14 protein-coding genes are annotated in these 18,273 nt (G+C 37.1%); 7 read left to right on the top strand and 7 right to left on the bottom strand.

What is annotated here, in order from left to right; genetic code table 11:
- Positions 1-147: 147 nt before the first annotated feature.
- From epd to fbaA, 3 genes are all read left to right on the top strand, one after another.
- Positions 148-1,167 carry an erythrose-4-phosphate dehydrogenase gene (epd, locus tag B6258_RS04950; protein WP_099074323.1) on the top strand — a complete coding sequence of 340 codons (1,020 nt, stop codon included), beginning with the start codon at positions 148-150 and terminating at the stop codon, positions 1,165-1,167.
- A gap of 87 nt (positions 1,168-1,254) precedes the next feature.
- Positions 1,255-2,418, top strand: coding sequence for a phosphoglycerate kinase (pgk, locus tag B6258_RS04955; protein ID WP_099074324.1), 1,164 nt, complete (start codon positions 1,255-1,257; stop codon positions 2,416-2,418).
- Between the two features lie 63 nt (positions 2,419-2,481).
- Positions 2,482-3,561: a class II fructose-bisphosphate aldolase gene (gene fbaA, locus B6258_RS04960; RefSeq protein ID WP_099074325.1), complete on the top strand. Its 1,080-nt coding sequence runs from the start codon at positions 2,482-2,484 to the stop codon at positions 3,559-3,561.
- Between the two features lie 252 nt (positions 3,562-3,813).
- On the opposite strand, the gene dtpB is transcribed toward fbaA, so the two are convergent.
- Entirely contained in the window at positions 3,814-5,301 is a 1,488-nt protein-coding gene (gene dtpB / locus B6258_RS04965; RefSeq protein ID WP_099074326.1) for a dipeptide/tripeptide permease DtpB, read from the bottom strand.
- Positions 5,302-5,898: 597 nt separating this feature from the next.
- The gene (gene hpaC / locus B6258_RS04970) at positions 5,899-6,417 is read right to left on the bottom strand and encodes a 4-hydroxyphenylacetate 3-monooxygenase, reductase component (protein ID WP_099074327.1); all 519 of its coding nucleotides are present in this window, start codon (positions 6,415-6,417) and stop codon (positions 5,899-5,901) included.
- A gap of 647 nt (positions 6,418-7,064) precedes the next feature.
- On the opposite strand from hpaC, the gene hpaR reads away from it, so the two are divergent.
- Entirely contained in the window at positions 7,065-7,502 is a 438-nt protein-coding gene (gene hpaR, locus B6258_RS04975; RefSeq protein WP_099074328.1) for a homoprotocatechuate degradation operon regulator HpaR, read from the top strand.
- Positions 7,503-7,566: 64 nt separating this feature from the next.
- Here hpaR and betT read toward each other — a convergent pair whose 3' ends face one another.
- The gene (gene betT / locus B6258_RS04980) at positions 7,567-9,570 is read right to left on the bottom strand and encodes a choline BCCT transporter BetT (protein WP_099074329.1); all 2,004 of its coding nucleotides are present in this window, start codon (positions 9,568-9,570) and stop codon (positions 7,567-7,569) included.
- A gap of 364 nt (positions 9,571-9,934) precedes the next feature.
- Positions 9,935-10,570 (bottom strand): hypothetical protein, encoded by a 636-nt coding sequence (locus B6258_RS04985; protein ID WP_099074330.1) that lies wholly within the window; start codon positions 10,568-10,570, stop codon positions 9,935-9,937.
- A 267-nt stretch (positions 10,571-10,837) separates the two neighbouring features.
- On the opposite strand from B6258_RS04985, the gene B6258_RS04990 reads away from it, so the two are divergent.
- Positions 10,838-11,500 (top strand): DUF421 domain-containing protein, encoded by a 663-nt coding sequence (locus tag B6258_RS04990; protein WP_099074331.1) that lies wholly within the window; start codon positions 10,838-10,840, stop codon positions 11,498-11,500.
- An 89-nt stretch (positions 11,501-11,589) separates the two neighbouring features.
- Here the strand turns inward: B6258_RS04990 and rnz are convergent, their stop codons facing one another.
- Positions 11,590-12,507: a ribonuclease Z gene (gene rnz, locus B6258_RS04995; protein ID WP_099074332.1), complete on the bottom strand. Its 918-nt coding sequence runs from the start codon at positions 12,505-12,507 to the stop codon at positions 11,590-11,592.
- 9 nt (positions 12,508-12,516) lie between these two features.
- Positions 12,517-14,109 (bottom strand): RNA repair transcriptional activator RtcR, encoded by a 1,593-nt coding sequence (gene rtcR / locus B6258_RS05000; RefSeq protein ID WP_099074333.1) that lies wholly within the window; start codon positions 14,107-14,109, stop codon positions 12,517-12,519.
- Positions 14,110-14,671: 562 nt separating this feature from the next.
- Here rtcR and B6258_RS05005 point away from each other — a divergent pair.
- Complete coding sequence (locus B6258_RS05005) at positions 14,672-15,805, top strand: slipin family protein (protein ID WP_099074347.1); 1,134 nt, start codon at positions 14,672-14,674, stop codon at positions 15,803-15,805.
- A gap of 2 nt (positions 15,806-15,807) precedes the next feature.
- Entirely contained in the window at positions 15,808-17,031 is a 1,224-nt protein-coding gene (locus tag B6258_RS05010; protein WP_099074334.1) for an RtcB family protein, read from the top strand.
- A gap of 432 nt (positions 17,032-17,463) precedes the next feature.
- Here B6258_RS05010 and mrpI read toward each other — a convergent pair whose 3' ends face one another.
- Complete coding sequence (gene mrpI, locus B6258_RS05015; RefSeq protein WP_099074335.1) at positions 17,464-18,024, bottom strand: phase variation DNA invertase MrpI; 561 nt, start codon at positions 18,022-18,024, stop codon at positions 17,464-17,466.
- Positions 18,025-18,273 lie beyond the last annotated feature (249 nt).

The following is an 18,273-nucleotide window of genomic DNA, read 5'->3' on the forward strand; positions in this document are numbered from 1 at the left end:
TGATTATCAGTAAGCTGAACCGTTTCAGTTAATACTAAAATGTCGGTGACTGCACAATTTCTAGATTTACTTGATTTATCGTTGTTGATTCGTATCTTGCTCTATTATTCTAAGCGGTTGCAAATCACTAGTTATCAAGGAAGTCACATGACAATCAGAGTCGCTATTAACGGTTTTGGTCGTATAGGGCGTAATGTGTTAAGGGCGCTTTATGAATCAGGTAAACGAGCCGAAATAACGGTTGTTGCAATAAATGAATTGGCTGATGCACAAGGTATTGGGCATCTTCTCAAGTATGACTCCAGCCACGGACGTTTTGCTTGGGATGTACGAATTAATAACGATTTATTGCAAGTGGGTGATGATACTATTCGTTTATTTCATCACTCTGATATTACTGATTTACCTTGGGGTGAACTTGGTATTGATGTCGTACTTGATTGTAGTGGTGCTTATGGCTCCCGTGCTGATGGCGAAGCGCATATTGCACAAGGCGCAAAGAAAGTGCTTTTTTCTCATCCTGGTACAACTGATTTAGATGCAACTGTCGTTTTTGGTGTGAATCAACACGAACTTAAAAAAGAGCACCGAATTGTTTCAAACGCATCTTGTACAACAAATTGCATTATTCCTATCATTAAAATGATGGATGACGCGTTTAATATAGAATCAGGAACAGTAACAACAATCCATGCAGCCATGAACGATCAGCCCGTGATTGATGCATATCATAAGGATTTACGCCGTACTCGTGCAGCAGGACAATCTATTATTCCTGTTGATACGAAATTGGCCGCAGGAATTACTCGAATTTTCCCGAAATTTAAGGATCATTTTGAGGCAATTTCTGTACGAGTTCCTACAATTAATGTGACGGCAATTGATTTAAGTGTCACTGTAAAAACGGCTGTAAATGTGTTAGATGTCAATCGGTTAATTCAAAAATCAGCAACTGGCGCATTTCGTGGTATAGTGGATTACACAGAATTGCCATTAGTCTCAACTGATTTTAACCACGACCCTCATAGTGCAATCGTAGATGGCACACAAACAAGAGTCAGTGGGCAACACCTGATCAAGACTTTAGTCTGGTGTGATAATGAATGGGGCTTTGCTAACAGAATGCTTGATACAACGTTAGCAATGGCTGCAACTGGTTTTAAATAATCATGTTTTAATGACGGTGTCGCGTAATAATACAAAGCACTGAACAGAAGATTACTAAATTTTAGAGAATCAATGAGAGGATTCATCATGTCTGTAATTAAGATGACCGATTTAGACCTAGCGGGTAAACGAGTTCTTATCCGTGCTGACCTGAACGTTCCAGTTAAAGATGGTAAAGTGACTTCAGATGCGCGTATCCGTGCTTCTTTACCAACAATTGAAGCCGCGTTAAAACAAGGCGCTAAAGTGATGGTAACTTCTCACTTAGGTCGTCCTACCGAAGGTGAGTACAACGAAGAGTTCTCTTTAAAACCAGTTGTTGACTATCTGAAAGATAAATTAACTGCGCCAGTTAGCCTTGCTAAAGACTATTTAAATGGTGTTGAAGTCAATGCAGGTGAGTTAGTTGTTCTTGAAAACGTTCGCTTTAATAAAGGCGAAAAGAAAGACGACGAAACTCTGTCTAAACAATACGCTGCATTATGTGATGTATTCGTGATGGATGCATTCGGTACTGCTCACCGTGCTCAAGCATCAACTCATGGCGTTGCTAAATTTGCACAAGTTGCTTGCGCGGGTCCACTGTTATCAGCAGAGCTTGAAGCATTAGGTAAAGCATTAGATAAACCTGCTCGCCCAATGGTTGCGATTGTGGGGGGGTCTAAAGTTTCAACTAAACTGACTGTATTAGATTCTTTATCAAAAATTGCTGACCAATTAATCGTTGGTGGTGGTATCGCAAATACCTTTATCGCAGCAGAAGGTCATCCAGTAGGTCGTTCTTTATATGAAGCAGATTTGGTTGACGATGCGAAAAAACTGATGGAAAAATGTGATATTCCAGTACCTAGTGATGTTCGTGTTGCAACTGAATTCTCTGAAACTGCAGAGGCTGTTTTAAAATCAGCAAGTGACATCAAAGATGATGAACAAGTACTGGATATCGGTGATGTTACAGCAGAGCGTTTAGCAGAGATCCTGAAAAACGCGAAAACTATCCTGTGGAATGGTCCAGTAGGTGTGTTTGAATTCCCTAACTTCCGCAAAGGTACTGAAATCATCGCTAATGCAATCGCAGATAGTGAAGCATTCTCTATCGCAGGTGGTGGTGATACGCTGGCTGCTATTGATTTATTTGATATCGCAGACAAAATCTCTTACATTTCAACCGGTGGTGGTGCTTTCTTAGAATTCGTTGAAGGCAAAAAACTTCCTGCTGTTGCAATGTTAGAAGAACGCGCTAAACAGTAATTAAGTCAGCTCATACAGGTAGAAAGTTATTTTCTACCTGTTCCAAATATAGGATCTTATTACATGTCTAAAGTTTTTGATTTCGTGAAACCGGGTGTCATCACTGGTGATGATGTACAAAAAGTATTTGCAGTAGCAAAAGAAAACAAATTTGCTCTGCCTGCGGTTAACTGTGTAGGTACTGACTCAATCAATGCTGTGTTAGAAGCTGCTGCGAAAGTTCGTTCTCCTGTTATTGTACAGTTCTCTAACGGTGGTGCTGCATTTATCGCAGGTAAAGGTCTTAAATCTGATGTACCACAGCAGGCTGCTATTTTAGGTGCAATTTCTGGTGCTCATCATGTGCATCAAATGGCTGAATACTACGGTGTTCCTGTTATTCTGCATACTGACCACTGTGCGAAAAAATTATTACCATGGATTGATGGTCTGTTAGATGCGGGTGAAAAACACTACGCTAAAACAGGTAAACCCCTGTTCTCTTCTCATATGATTGACTTATCTGAAGAATCATTAGAAGAAAACATCGAAATTTGTGCTAAATATTTAGCGCGTATGGCTAAAATCGATATGACTTTAGAAATCGAATTAGGCTGTACAGGGGGAGAAGAAGACGGTGTAGATAACACGGGTATGGACAGCTCTGCGCTTTATACTCAACCAGAAGATGTTGCTTATGCATATGAAAAATTGAGTGCGGTAAGTCCTCGTTTCACTATCGCGGCATCTTTCGGTAACGTTCATGGTGTTTATAAACCAGGTAACGTTCAGTTAACGCCAAAAATTCTACGTAACTCACAAGACTACGTATCAGAGAAATTCAATCTGCCACACAATAGCTTAGATTTCGTTTTCCACGGCGGTTCCGGTTCTTCAGCAGAAGAAATCAAAGAAGCTGTTGGTTATGGCGTTATCAAAATGAATATCGATACCGATACTCAGTGGGCAACTTGGGATGGTATCTTACAGTTCTACAAAAAGAACGAAGGCTATCTGCAAGGTCAGTTAGGTAACCCAGAAGGTGCTGATAAACCTAACAAGAAATACTACGACCCACGTAACTGGTTACGTCATGCACAAACATCAATGGTTGTTCGTTTAGAACAAGCATTTAAAGAACTGAATTCAGTTGATGTTCTGTAATTGAATCATTTTTAATGATTAAACTAAACCCGCTTATTTGGCGGGTTTTTTTATGTCTGCTAAACAGCTATCAGTCAGTTTGGCTATGATGATATTTATCTTTAAACGTTGATGATGAGATACGTAGAGAATCAATACCTTTGGTCACAATTAACGATATCTAGCTAATATGAAATCTGAGATAACGTAGATATAAAAAAAGCGCCTATTAATGAATAGGCGCTTATATCAAGCAATATATTGATTGGAAGATTAGCCTATGACTTTACCGTTTTTGCTTTCTTCTTTCATCATGCGATTTAATAAAGGTACGGTTGCCCACATAACGATACCTACAATTAAGGTCACAATACCAATTTTACCAAATACATCAGTATAAATAGGTAATGTTTGTAGTGGATCAGTAATACCTTCTGGTGCGGCAGTGAAAGTTGCGACATAACCCCCTAACAGATAAGCCGTGGCTTGTGTTAAGAACCACATGCCTAAAATAAAGCCCATCATGTATTGTGGTACGAACGCTGCAACCATTGCTAAACCTAACGCACTGATCATGAGTTCACCTAAGCTCTGGAATAAGTAAACTAGAACGATAAACCAAGGAGATGTTAAGCCTTGAGCATCGGCAAACCACATGCCTGATGCTGCCGCTGTAAGGAATCCTAATGAGCACAGAAGCATACCTGCGGTAAACTTCGCTGGCATTGAGAAGTCTTTACCTTTCGCGCCAAAATGGCTGTAAGCGATAGCAAGGATTGGGCTAGCAACAATGATCCAGAATGGGTTTAGTGCTTGGAAGCTTACAGGGTTAATATCAAAGCCTAAAAGCGTGTGATGAACGTTATGAATAGCAAAGAAGTTCAGTGAAGTTGGCATCTGAGCATACAGAATGTAGAAAACAACAGCTTCTAGCATCAGAACAAATGCAACATACATTTTATTACGAGCAATTCTGTCTTTTTGTTTAAAAGCTTCACGGAAATAAATGAAAACAACAATAATAGACAGACTCACTAAAACGATATTGGCAATCATCACGTTGTGCAGTAACCATGCACAAACAAACACCATCGCAATTGAACCAGCAATCACTAATAACAGTTTGCTAAAGCTCATTGGTAAATGGTCTGGTTCAGAACCAATATTGGCAACCATTTTACGACATAAGAAATAAACTAATAACGCCATGATCAAGCCAATACCACAGATATTATACGTCAGTGCATATCCGTAGCGTTCTGCAAGCACAGGGGCGATAGATAAAGAAATTAATGAGCCGATATTAATCGACATATAAAATAGCGTAAATGCACCATCAAGACGTGGATCTTTAGGAGGATAACATTTTGCTAATAAGCTGGCAGGGTTGGCTTTAAATAAACCATTACCTACTGCGATAGTACCTAATGCGTAGAAAATTAAATTAGGATACATAATTGACATACCAGTCATGAAATAACCGATAGCCAAGACAATAGCACCTAAAACAATTGTTCGTTTTGTTCCTAATAAGTGGTCACCAACATAACCACCAATAGAAATAAGCCCATAAACCAGTGCAGAGAATGCACCAAAAGTAATGAAAGCCTGTTCTTGAGAGAAACCGAGTTTACTAACAAAATAAACGGCAAGAATACCTTGTACGCCGTAGTAACCAAAACGTTCCCATAATTCTACAAAGAAAATCATAAAGAATGGTTTAGGCTGTTGTAATAAACCGACTTGAGCGGGTTTATCCATATCTGTAATGCCCCTAATTATTATTTATTTTCAACAACGATGTTATTTACTCACATTCACGAGGAATGTTACACGATGGTAACATTATCTGTCGCATTTAGAGTGATGTTTGCAAATTTAAGAAGGTAATCAGCAAGTCGAGTAGACTAATATATTGATGTAATGACTTCTCAAAGGTTGATCACACTGTAGGTAAGATTAATACCAGATTGAAAAAAATATTCATTAGTTTATTTTCAAATAAAGTCATTAAATTGATCTTTGGTATAAAACATAACCAATAAGATTATTGTTTGTTTATATTTTAATCTGGGTGGATTAATTAAAGATAAAGGATAAAAGTAGAGAAAAAAATATTTCGATTATGTGACTGATTGATTCTAGAAAGAAATTTTTCATTATAATTAAAAATTATTCTTTTATAACAAACAGATGTTAATAAATATTTAATAAATATCTAAACATTAGTCAATGCCACTTCATTAAATAAATATTCATTTAATATAAATAAATATTTAATATCAAGATGTGATTATAATCAATAAAAAACGCCCTTATTAAAAGTGCGTTTTTATCTTGAGGCAAAATAGGTGAAATTTAAACTGGGGCTGGTACTTGTTCATTTTTAACAGAATGGAAACGACGTTTGAAATAAATAAGTCCATCACCATCTTCACGCACTGAAATATTCTTAATTTCGGTCATATAAACAAAATGTGTACCGACTTGGCGCACATCATAAATATCACCTTCTAGGCAGGCAAGCGCATTTATTAATACGGGTTGCTGTAATTGTCCGTTTTGCCATCCTGGTTGACTAAAGCGATCTGCCATCGCGAGCCCTGTCATTCCGGCAAAATGACATGCCATTTCTTCTTGTTCATGATTCAATATATTGATGCTCAATTTTCCATTTTCTTGGAAAATTGCGTTCATCTGACTTTTACTGTTGATGCAAACCATCACAGTAGGCGGGTTATCAGTAACAGAACATACCGCTGTTGCTGTTAAGCCACAACATCCCGCATCGCCATTTGTTGCCACGATATTGACTGCAGCACCTAAGCTTGCCATTGCATCCCGAAAAAGTGGGTTAGCCTGTTTTTCCTCAGACATTATTTACTCCTACTGCCAGACTTCTCGTCTGTGGGCGTCTTCACTTAAAATAATTATTAGAGCCTGTTGAGCTTTTCTGCTTATAAAATTTGACCATAAAAGGTCAACACGCTCTAGTTAGATAACTAAAGGATCATCTAACTACTCCGCTAACAAAGTTGTAATGTCATTGCCAGTTTCTTGGTTGCGTTGTTTTAAAGCCGTAACGCTACCGCGCATGAACAAAGATAGCAATCTTTCTTTGTTACAACCTGTTAACTTTATCTCAAGAAATTGTGAGACAACCTTATCGCTAAACACATTATTCCTAATTCAGAGATAGGATAATAGGCAAATTAGGCGACTTTTTTTGATTGGTAAAGAGATAACACAAATTACCAATTCATAAAAATTTCGTATAGCTCAAGATGTTGCGGAAGATGGAATTAACACTAAAAAGGAGCATGGGAGATAAATTGCACAAAGGGAAGGAAATTGCAAAAATTGAGTCAACTTTATTTATTTGTTAATATGAATAATTGTAACAATTAGTCTATTCTTAGAATATAGTCATTTTATAAACTATAAGTAGCGGTACTTTTTCACTGTCTATATTGAGTGATATTTTGTCATTTCACCTATAACACCACATAAAGAGCTTCTTGATTATGCATGAATCATTAACTATCGCGCTATTACAAGCACGGGAATCTGCGATGGGGTTTTTTCGACCTGTTCTCAAAGAGCATAATCTGACAGAACAGCAGTGGCGGATCATTCGCGTACTTGCGGATAAACGCTCTATTGATTTCCACGAATTAGCGCAAAAATCGTGTATTCTTCGACCAAGCCTAACGGGTATTCTTATTAGAATGGAAAGAGACGAGCTAATTTGTCGTTTAAAACCTGTAAGTGACCAGCGTAAACTTTTTGTTTCACTTTCTGCCAATGGGCAAAGTTTATACGATAAAATTCAGCCTAAAATTGAAGAAGGCTATCAATTACTTGAGCAAAAATTTTCGACTGAAAAACTACAACGGTTATCTGGATTATTAAAAGAGTTGATTGCACTTAACCTAGATGATGTCGAACAATCAGAGAAATAAGTTATTTGATAAGAAAAAAGGAGATGCTTTGGCATCTCCTTTTTGTTGCTATTATGCAGATAAATTATTGCTTACCTAATACATGTAAGAAGTGAATGTGTTTTTCGTACTGATCAAGAATATCGTGAATGATTTGTTCTTTCGTCCAACCCATTACATCGTAATCTTGCCCACCTTCTTTTAAATGAATTTCAGCTCGATAATATTTATGTTCTTCGTCTCGTTCTTCATCACTTAAACCCGCTAAAGCAAAGGCCGGTTGAGTATAAAAACGTAGGCGAACTTCATAGAAGAAATTCATATCATCGCCTAAATCGACTTCAAAACCAATTCGATCATCTTCTTCATTATGGATAAAACATTGCGTCGCTTGCTTACTTAATTCGGCAGACACCATTTCCATTGAAGGCTGAATTACTTCATCCATAAAACGTTTTACATGAGAGCGTTTAGGAAAATAAGCAATATTTCTTAAACGACGTTGCCAAGGGATCGGATTGCGGCTTGCGGGGGGGGCAATTGTCGTTAGTTGTTGGCTATCTCGTTTATATACATCAACTCGCAATGCTTTTATTAGCCCATAAATAGAGGCAAGCAATACTATTGAGAAGGGAAGTGCACTTGCAATGGTTACTGTTTGTAGCGCAGTTAAACCACCAGCCAACAATAGCGTAATTGCAGAAACGCCCATTAAACCCGCCCAGAAAATACGTTGCCATACAGGTGTTTCGCTATCACCACCAGAAGCTAAAGTATCAACAACCATAGCGCCTGAGTCTGCTGAAGTTACAAAGAAGACAATGACCATCAACATCGCAAAGAAGGATAAAACAGATGAGAATGGGAAATAATTTAAGAACTCAAATAAAGCCAATGACACATCTTGTTGGACGATATTGGCGAGGGCTTCTGCACCTTTATCTTTGATTAAATGAATCGCGGTATTACCAAAAACGGTCATCCAAAGTAAGGTAAAGCCAGCAGGAACAAACAGAACACCCACAACAAATTCACGAATAGTACGGCCTCGTGAAATACGGGCGATAAACATGCCTACAAATGGAGACCATGAAAGCCACCATCCCCAATAAAGCAGTGTCCATCCCCCTAACCAATCGCTCGATTTTGGCTCGTACGCGTAAAGATTAAAGGTTTTACTGACAATTTCGGATAAATATCCCCCCGTATTTTCAACAAATGATTTTAATATCAATACGGTTGGACCGAGAATAATGACTAATAAAAGAAGAATAACCGCCAATCCTAAGTTCAGTTCAGATAAAAAACGAATACCTTTTTCTAAACCAGAAACAACAGAAATGGTTGCAAGCCCGGTGATCACAACAATCAATACGACTTGAACAGTGGGATTAATAGGGACATTAAAGAGGTGATTTAAACCTGCATTAACTTGCAGCACACCAAAACCAAGGGAGGTTGCAACACCAAATACGGTTCCCATAACAGCGAAAATATCAACAGCATGACCAATTGGGCCATGTATGCGATCACCAATAATGGGATAAAGTGCAGAGCGCAGTGTTAACGGTAAACCATGGCGATAAGAGAAGAACGCTAAGATCAAAGCGACAATGGCGTAAATTGCCCATGCATGTAATCCCCAATGGAAAAAGGTTAATCGCATCGCTTCTTTTGCTGCTTCTATGGTTTGGGCTTCACCCGTTGGAGGCATCAGGTAATGCATAACAGGTTCAGCAACACCAAAGAACATTAAGCCAATCCCCATTCCTGCTGAAAAGAGCATGGCAAACCAAGCAAAATAACTAAAGTGAGGGCGGGCATGATCGGGCCCTAACTTGATTTGACCAAAGCGGGAAAGCCCTAAATAAGTCACACTCAGCAAAACCAATGCAACGGCTAGAATGTAGAACCAGCTCGCATTTGTGAAGAGGTTTTCCTGAAGATGACCTAGTTTATCATTAGCTAACTCTGGAAATAATGCAGAGAAACCAACGACCAGTAAAATTAACAACGCTGATGTATAAAAGACGGGAGGATTAATTTTCATCCTAATTTTTTGAGGGGTTATATCGTTTTGTTGACTCATAGTTAACCTATTTTTTGTTATTTTCCTAGAAAGAGACTTTTCGCTACCCATTATCTGATTGCTATGTCATCAGAAAAGAAAAGTTCATAAGAAAATTTGAATAAAACACCAAGTTGGAAAGATGTTTTATAAAAGAACGGAAGTAAATTATTTTTTCCGCAAGATGAAGAAAAACAAAGCTAAATCAAATCATTAAAAACTTTGTGTGCTAGATGTTTTCACTCTTTAATAGGTTTCTCCTGTTGAAAAAAGGAGAACATGGTTACATTTTTTGCTTAATCGATCAACCCTTGTCTTTTTTTTGTACAAAAAAAGCCAGTAAAAATTTACTGGCTCTGAATTCATCAAAAAAACTGAAATCGGATTATTTGTTTTCAGTTTTTAAATCATCAATTTTTTGTTTGGCTTGATCAGTTAATTGATCGGCTTTATCAAGTGCTTTATTTTCAGTCTCTTGAGCTTGCTGTTTTACATCATCGCTGGTTTTTGATGCATCAGCTTTTAGCTGATCAATCTTGTTGTCTGCATCTTGCATCAGGTTATCTGCTGTTTTGCTCGCATCTTGTTTTAGCGCTGCGGCTTTTTCAGATAATTTATTGCTTTCAGCTTCTAGGCTTTGTTTAATTTCTTCAGCTTTTGCAGCACTTGCATCTTTTAGTTCATCGGTTTTTTGTGAAATGCTCTCTTTTAGAGTATCCGTTTTTTCATCAGCTTGCGCTTTTAACTCAGCGGCTTTTTGTTCAGCTTTATCTTTTAACTCTTGAGCTTGTTGTGTTAATTCATCTGCTTTTGCTGATGCATCTTCTTTCAGATCGGCTGCTTTATCTTTGGCTTGTTCAGTCAACTCTTTGGCTTTATCTTGTGCTGATTCAGTAACTTGAGTCGCTGTTTCCTTTGCCTTATCAATACCTTCATCGACTTTCTTAGATGAATCATCACAACCTGCTGTAATAGTAACAAGACCCGCTAGAACCAATGAAGTAAGTAGTTTTTTATTCATTTTTTTCTCCAAAATGTGTGTTCAAAAACAATTCAGTGATATCCCGCGTAAGAACAAGAAAAGGCGAGAAGCTATTGAGTTGATAATAAGAGATTACAGATAAACTATCGTAATAAATATAGTGTGAGTCTTAAAATCAACAAACCTAAGTATATTAAGTGTTTTTTCTTAGTCAAATATCATCAAAAATAATTTAGATTTTTATCTGAGTAAGATTTTCTGCTTTATAATAATAAATGCAGAAATTATTGGAAAGATGAGACGCAAATGGAATATTACTTTTTGGTTATTATCAAATTTATTATTGGGTTTACTATCATATTAGCCCATATGAATTTATCGGGTAAAACACAACTTTCCCAATTAACACCTATTGATTTTATTGGTAATTTTGTGCTCGGTGGCATTATGGGAGGAGTGATCTATACGGATGCGATCCCTCTTTATCAATATATTATTGTCTTCTTAATTGGTGTCTGTTTTATCTCTTTGCTTAATTATATCAGTAAGCGATTCAATTTTTTCCGTGCCGTGACCATTGGTAATCCTATTCCTATTATAAAGAAGGGCGAGTTTATAATGGAAAACATCATGGAGAAAAAAAATAAAATAGACATTCTTAACATCACGTCTCGTCTTCATGCTCAAGGTATTCATTCATATCAGGAAGTCAATTACGCCCAGATTGAACCTGATGGACAAATCACAGTGGTATGTGATGGTGCAAAAATGCCTTCGATTATTGTCATGAAAGACGGAGTTATTCGAACATCAGAATTAGCGCAAATAGAAAAAGATGATGCGTGGCTTCAAGATGAGATGAAAAATCAGCATATTGATAAACCGGAAGATATTTTCTTAGCTGAATTCTGGGATGGAAAAGTCAATTTTATTTTGCAAGATGGGAAGATAAAACGGACTACGTTATAGATGAATAACAAAAATATATGTCGATGAGTGGAGTATGATTGATAACAATGGCGACATCATATCGCCATTGTTATTGAGTGAAAACGCAATTACAACTTAAATACCTCAAAATCAGAAGCGATTTCAGTATGAGTAAAGATTTGTTGGCTTTCATTGAGTAATTCAACACACTCTTCGGGTGAATAGCGACTACTAATATGTGTGATAATCAGCTTTTTGATATTAGCGTCTTTTGCTAACTGTGCCGCTTGTACTGTTGTTGAGTGTCCACGACTATTCGCTTGCTCTGCCATTTCATGTTTAAACGTCGCTTCATGGACAATAACATCTGCGTTATTAGCCAGCTTTAAGGCATTCGGTGTGGGTTGTGTATCACCAAAAATTACAATACAACGGCCTTTTATTTCAGGGCCAATATACTCTTTACCGTTAATAACTCTGCCATCTGGCAATGTAACTGTTTTACCTTGTTTTAATTCTTGCAACCAAGGACCAGCAGGAATATTGTCAACTTTCAGTTTTTCGGCATCTAATTTACCTAGGCTGTTTTCTTCTTCTAAGCGATAACCAAAGCAAGGTACGGGATGAGAAAGTGCTTCACAGCTTACTTTCATACCTTCTTCTTCAAACAGAAAACCCGCTTCGTCAATTTCAACAATATTAATAGGGTAAGTTAAATAGGATTGACTTAATGTCAGCGCCGTTTCTATAAAGGCTTTTATACCCGTAGGGCCATACACCGTTAAAAGTGTTTCCGTTCCCCCCATTGAACGACTACAAAGTAATCCCGGTAAACCAAAAATATGATCGCCATGTAAGTGGGTAATAAAAATTTTATTTAAACGCGGCAGTTTTACGCGGGTATGTAATATTTGATGTTGTGTCGCTTCACCACAATCAAACATCCACATACTTTTTTGTTTATTTTGTAAATCGAGCACCATACTTGTGACATTGCGATCTTTAGAAGGAACGCCTGCATTAGTGCCTAAAAAAGTGAGCTCCATAATGAAATATTATTCTCCATGTCGAATTTGTTCCCAACTTAAATCGAATTTCGCAAGATACTTACGTAGGCGATCGGCATCGTTGGGTTGTTTTTTATTTTGTCTTGATACTGCGAAAAGTTTTCTACCGGCTTCTGAGAGTGTTGATGATTGCTGGCACGTTTTAATAACTGTATTGAGTTGACTAAGATCGAAAAGATCAATATCAGTACTATTAACTAAAGAAGAGGAAGTCACTCCCCAATTTTGTTTTAAACGATTAATTTCTTCATCAACAAGAGGAAGGGTAATACGACCATTTTCGGCAAGTGTTGCCATTCGCGTTATACTAGCACTAAGTTCACGGAAATTACCACGCCATAATGCCTGCTCAGATGTAGCAAATCGAATATAGTGTAATTTAGCATCAGAGTTAAAACGGATTGCCTTTTGATTAAGCGTTGTAAAGTGATGCAATTCATAATCGATATTAGGCTCAATATCCTCTTTACGATCGGCTAACCCCGGTAGTGAAAAAGACCATAGGTTTATCCTTGCATAGAGATCTTCACGAAAAAGTCCTTTCTCAATTTGTTTGTCCATGTCACGATGTGTTCCTGCGATTAGCTGAAAATCACTTTGCACTTCAGTATCTGACCCATAAGGATAAAAAGATTTCTCTTCTATTGCTTTAAGCAACATGGCTTGCTCATCAAGTCCTAGTTCTGCAATTTCATCAAGAAATAAAATCCCTTTATCGGCTTCCCTTAATAACCCTTGTCTAGCTTGTAATGCCCCTGTAAATGCCCCTTTTACATGCCCAAATAAAGTGGACATCGCATTGTCACCACGTAAAGTGGCACAATTAACCGCAATAAAACGGCCTTTTACAAAATGACGCGATTGTCGTAATTCATAAATGCGTTGAGCAAGGAATGATTTCCCAGCGCCTGTGGGACCTGTTAATAAAATGGGAGCAACGGAGCGCAATGCAACACGTTCAATTTGAGCAATTAAAGTATTAAAACGCTCATTTCGTGTGGCGATCCCCGATTTTAAGAAAGAGAGGGACTCATTATGGTAATGTTCAAATCGGCTCGTCAGTTTTGTATAACGGCTTAAATCGAGATCAATAACAGCATAACTGCCTGTGGCGGATTGTACTGTTTTGATGCCATCTTCATTTTCTATTTTAGAAGAAGGAGAGGTTTGTAATAATTTTGCAGGTAAGTAATGTGCTTCAGTCAGTAGAAACCAGCAAATCTGAGCGATGTGCGTACCTGTTGTGATATGTACATAATATTCTTCATTTTCAGTATCAAATGGATAATTCACTGCAAAATCAAGAAAGTGACTATAAACTTCTTCCAGATCCCAAGGATCACAAATATCAATTTCGTAAGGTAATACTTCTGTGTTAGGAGAGACCGTGTGAATATCTTCAGTGATTTTTGATGCTAACATAGAATCATTAGGTTGATGGATCATGACCAATCGACTGACGGGGAAATCCTTTTGATGGCAAATCGAAATTGTTGGGCGCCATGAGTTCCATCTTTTATGGCTTTTACCTCGTTTATCTAATGTTGTGCCTAAAACACCAATCACCACTTTGCGTTTCATTAAGTTATCTCTACTTATCTCTACTTATCTTTTTATCTATATTTATAAATATATAGATAAAAAGATAGGTTTTTATCATTTTTAATTCAAAGGTTGAATCCTTAAAGGTCGTGTTAAATATATTTTTGTTAATAAAAACAATAAATTAAAAATATTTTTGGCGGATTTTAAAAACTTGGCACGATACTCGCAATATTGTTAGTGTCTTGAGCAGATTTTAAATCTGGTAGGCACATAAAGAACACGCTGTGGTGTTATCTAAATGTGTTCCTCCACATCGGGACTCTGTAGGTGAAGAGGGTTATTTTCAGGTTCGATTCCTGACACCAAAACCATTACAAATCCAAATGTAAAATTAAAAATCGTTGTGACAGTAGTACCGTCACCTTGCTTATCCACCAGCAACTACGCTGGATTGAAGGCAGAAGAAGAGACAAACAAAGTATCGTTCCTCTCTTGTTTTCCCTTCGATTTCGCCAAGTTTGTTCGTGGACAGCAAGTCACGATAAAAATGGTAATAAAAGAAGCGAATAATAAAGAAGAGAAAAAGGAAGTGATGATGATAAAAACAACAATAAAAGTGAAACAAGGACAACTGGGTTTATTAAAGAAGGACGATGAGTATATTGAAGTCCTTACAGCAGGTGAGCATAAATTTTTCGATTTTCGTCGCCAATTAAGTGTTGAGCTGGTGGCGTTAAACGGCCCTGCAATTGAAAGAGAAAAAGCCGAATTTTTACGTGAATATCATCCAGAATGGGTGAGCGAATATTGTTTTGATATTGCGCTATCTGATGAAGAGATTGGCTTACTCTATGAAAATGGCTCACTCAAAGAGATCTTAGCGCCGAGTACTCGCCGTCTCTATTGGAATTATGCACAACGCTCAATGGAAGTGTTGTCAGCAAATGAATTGGAAGTTTCGCCAACGTTGGTTAAAAAATTGCAGCATCCAAAATTACGTAACCAAACTATAAAAGGCAGTGAAGGTGTATTAAGTGTGGATATTCCGACATGGCATGCTGGCATTATCCGTATTGATGGTGAAACTCAATCACTATTGCCACCAGGATTAAAAGGCTATTGGCGTTATCAGCATAAAGTTGATGTTGAAGTTGTTGATATGCGCTTACAAACACTTGATGTGAGTGGTCAGGAGATCTTAACGAAAGACAAAGTGACATTACGCATTAATTTGTCAGCAAGCTGGCGTTATAGCGACGTGCTTTCGGCGTATCAATTACTGAGTTCACCTATTGAGTTCTTATATAAAGAGTTGCAGTTTGCGTTACGTGAAGCTGTAGGAACAAGAACATTGGATGAATTATTAGAAAATAAAACGCTGATTGACAGCTTAGTAAGTGAAAAAATCAGTGAAGTGACTAAAGGATATGGTATTGAAGTGGCTTCATTAGGGGTAAAAGATATTGTTTTACCGGGCGAAATGAAAACGATTTTAGCACAAGTGGTTGAGGCAGAAAAATCAGCTCAGGCTAATGTTATTCGTCGAAGAGAAGAGACATCCGCAACGCGTTCTTTATTAAATACGGCAAAAGTGATGGAAAATAATCCAGTAGCCTTACGATTAAAAGAGCTAGAAACCGTAGAACGTATTGCAGAACGTATTGATAAAATTTCCGTTTATGGCGGTTTAGACCAAGTATTAAACGGATTAGTACAAATTAAAGGAGCATAGGCATGATATTGGATCATCAAATAGTAAAAGAAGCAGGAACGGCTGAAATCAAAATGTGGACAAATGGTGTCCCTGTTGAAGCTGATGCTCTAAAGCAACTTATTAATACTGCCAAGATGCCTTTTATTTTTAAGCATATGGCAGTAATGCCCGATGTTCACTTAGGGAAAGGTTCAACAATAGGGAGTGTTATTCCAACAAAAGGTGCGATTATTCCGGCTGCTGTTGGTGTGGATATTGGATGTGGAATGATTGCGGTAAAAACATCATTACACGCAAATGATCTGCCAGATAATTTATTTGCTATAAGAACGGCAATAGAAAGAGCAGTACCTCATGGAAGAACAAGTTATCAATCAGGGAATGATCGTGGTTCATGGAAGAACCCACCTAAACTTGTTGATCAACATTGGCAACAACTTGAAGGGCGTTTTAAGGTTTTAACCGATAAGTACCCACGTTTACGAAATACGAATAACTATCGTCACCTTGGTACATTAGGAACAGGAAACCACTTTATCGAGTTGTGCCTTGATGAATCAGATAATGTTTGGGTAATGCTACATAGTGGATCTCGTGGTGTGGGTAATGCTATTGGTACGTTATTTATACAAATGGCGCAAGAAGACATGAGAGAACATATCGCTAACTTGCCAGATAAAAATTTAGCGTACTTAAAAGAAGGAACGCTTTTCTATGATGACTATATAGAAGCCGTAGAATGGGCACAGGATTTTGCCCGACATAACCGTGAAATTATGATGGAACGCGTGTTGGCGGCATTATCAACAGAAATAACTAAACCTTTTACGACACAACAACAGGCGGTTAACTGCCATCATAACTATGTACAAAAAGAAATGCATTTTGGAGAAGAAGTATTAGTGACTCGAAAAGGGGCCGTTTCAGCTCAAAAAGGTGAAATGGGGATCATTCCTGGCTCAATGGGTGCTAAAAGCTTTATTGTAAGAGGAAAAGGAAATGCCGAAAGTTTCTGTTCATGTAGTCATGGTGCAGGACGCGTAATGAGCCGAACCGCAGCGAAAAAAGCCTTTAGTGTTGAAGACCAAATTCGAGCAACCGCGCATGTAGAATGTCGAAAAGATGAAGATGTGATTGATGAAATTCCGATGGCTTATAAGGATATTGATGCTGTGATGAAAGCTCAGTTATCACTTGTTGAAGTTGTTCATACACTACGACAGGTTGTTTGTGTAAAAGGATAATTGTATTTTTTAGGGTAATTCATAACTATCCCCAAACGATAACGTTGGGGATAGTGAGATATGAAAGCATGCGTGGTATGCAAATGAATACAAGTAAAAGAATTAAAGTTATCTTTAGATTAATTCCTTATTTCTCATTCAAAATTTAAACAATAAATGTTTAGTGTTATTAATAAATAATCACTGATATTAAATTTAAAACTGACCAATAAAGATAATCAAAAAATGAATGTCTATATTAAGACATTCTATAATTGAAAAGTAATTATTAATAACTTATTAATATCTACAATCGCAGTTATTTATTTAGTATAAAACAAATCCTAAATTTCTTAATAGTATTAAAAATTAACTTTATTCTTATTGAAAAAATATAGCCTACTATATTTAGTGTATTAATCTTCATAGAGTATATTAATAAAAAGATGATTGTTAATTTATTGTATCCCAAATGCGAATAAAACGTTTTGAATTACTTGCGGTATAGATAACGGTATGTGAAATATTGCGATGCCCCAAATAATCTTGAATTAAACGAGTATCTCGTCCCAAATCAGCTAAAGCATAGCCACACGCATGGCGTAGCATATGAGGGTGAGGCGTAATGGATACATTAGCTTTTTTACCTAAACGGCGAAGTAATCCATATACTTGTTGACGAGAAATGGGACCTGTTTTTTGGGATAAAAAGACCCATTCTGAGTCGGATTCTCTCCATGTTTCCCTTTTTTTCAACCAGTTAACTAACGCTTCATATTCCTCTTCGATAATCGGTTGTGTTGTTGATAAACCGCCTTTTAAGCGTCTGACATAGAGTATCCGACTTTCTAAATCAATATCGCTTAAGGTTAGATTACATAGCTCACTCACACGAAATCCATGTAAAAAACACATTAAAAACATACAGTAATCTCTTTCTGGATATCGTCCTTCCTTTGCTTGCTTCAAAATAGAATTGATCTCAAAACGTGTAAGAAACTTGCGCTGCTTCATTTTTATAACCTTTTCAATGAGATAACAAGGAACAAAAGTCAATTTATGCATCACTATAACAAGTAATATGCATCAATAAAGAGTTGTGTTTTTTTTATGCTTGCACTTTTACTTGTTCATTTTAAACAAGTTTATTGAAAGTTTATTTATTTTTAGAAAATGAAAGTGATTGATTAAAAAAGCGAAAAATAAGAATGGATAGGAATTCGGTCATATTTAGAGAAATAAACAGAATACACCAAATTGTTT

Origin of the sequence: Proteus alimentorum (assembly GCF_002607735.1) — a bacterium.
Classification (GTDB): Bacteria; Pseudomonadota; Gammaproteobacteria; order Enterobacterales; family Enterobacteriaceae; genus Proteus; species Proteus alimentorum.

Coding starts and splice junctions, on each gene's coding strand:
- epd (WP_099074323.1), top strand. CDS start 148: ATGACAATCAGAGTCGCTATTAACGGTTTTGGTCGTATAGGGCGTAAT.
- pgk (WP_099074324.1), top strand. CDS start 1,255: ATGTCTGTAATTAAGATGACCGATTTAGACCTAGCGGGTAAACGAGTT.
- fbaA (WP_099074325.1), top strand. CDS start 2,482: ATGTCTAAAGTTTTTGATTTCGTGAAACCGGGTGTCATCACTGGTGAT.
- dtpB (WP_099074326.1), bottom strand. CDS start 5,301: ATGGATAAACCCGCTCAAGTCGGTTTATTACAACAGCCTAAACCATTC.
- hpaC (WP_099074327.1), bottom strand. CDS start 6,417: ATGTCTGAGGAAAAACAGGCTAACCCACTTTTTCGGGATGCAATGGCA.
- hpaR (WP_099074328.1), top strand. CDS start 7,065: ATGCATGAATCATTAACTATCGCGCTATTACAAGCACGGGAATCTGCG.
- betT (WP_099074329.1), bottom strand. CDS start 9,570: ATGAGTCAACAAAACGATATAACCCCTCAAAAAATTAGGATGAAAATT.
- B6258_RS04985 (WP_099074330.1), bottom strand. CDS start 10,570: ATGAATAAAAAACTACTTACTTCATTGGTTCTAGCGGGTCTTGTTACT.
- B6258_RS04990 (WP_099074331.1), top strand. CDS start 10,838: ATGGAATATTACTTTTTGGTTATTATCAAATTTATTATTGGGTTTACT.
- rnz (WP_099074332.1), bottom strand. CDS start 12,507: ATGGAGCTCACTTTTTTAGGCACTAATGCAGGCGTTCCTTCTAAAGAT.
- rtcR (WP_099074333.1), bottom strand. CDS start 14,109: ATGAAACGCAAAGTGGTGATTGGTGTTTTAGGCACAACATTAGATAAA.
- B6258_RS05010 (WP_099074334.1), top strand. CDS start 15,808: ATGATATTGGATCATCAAATAGTAAAAGAAGCAGGAACGGCTGAAATC.
- mrpI (WP_099074335.1), bottom strand. CDS start 18,024: ATGAAGCAGCGCAAGTTTCTTACACGTTTTGAGATCAATTCTATTTTG.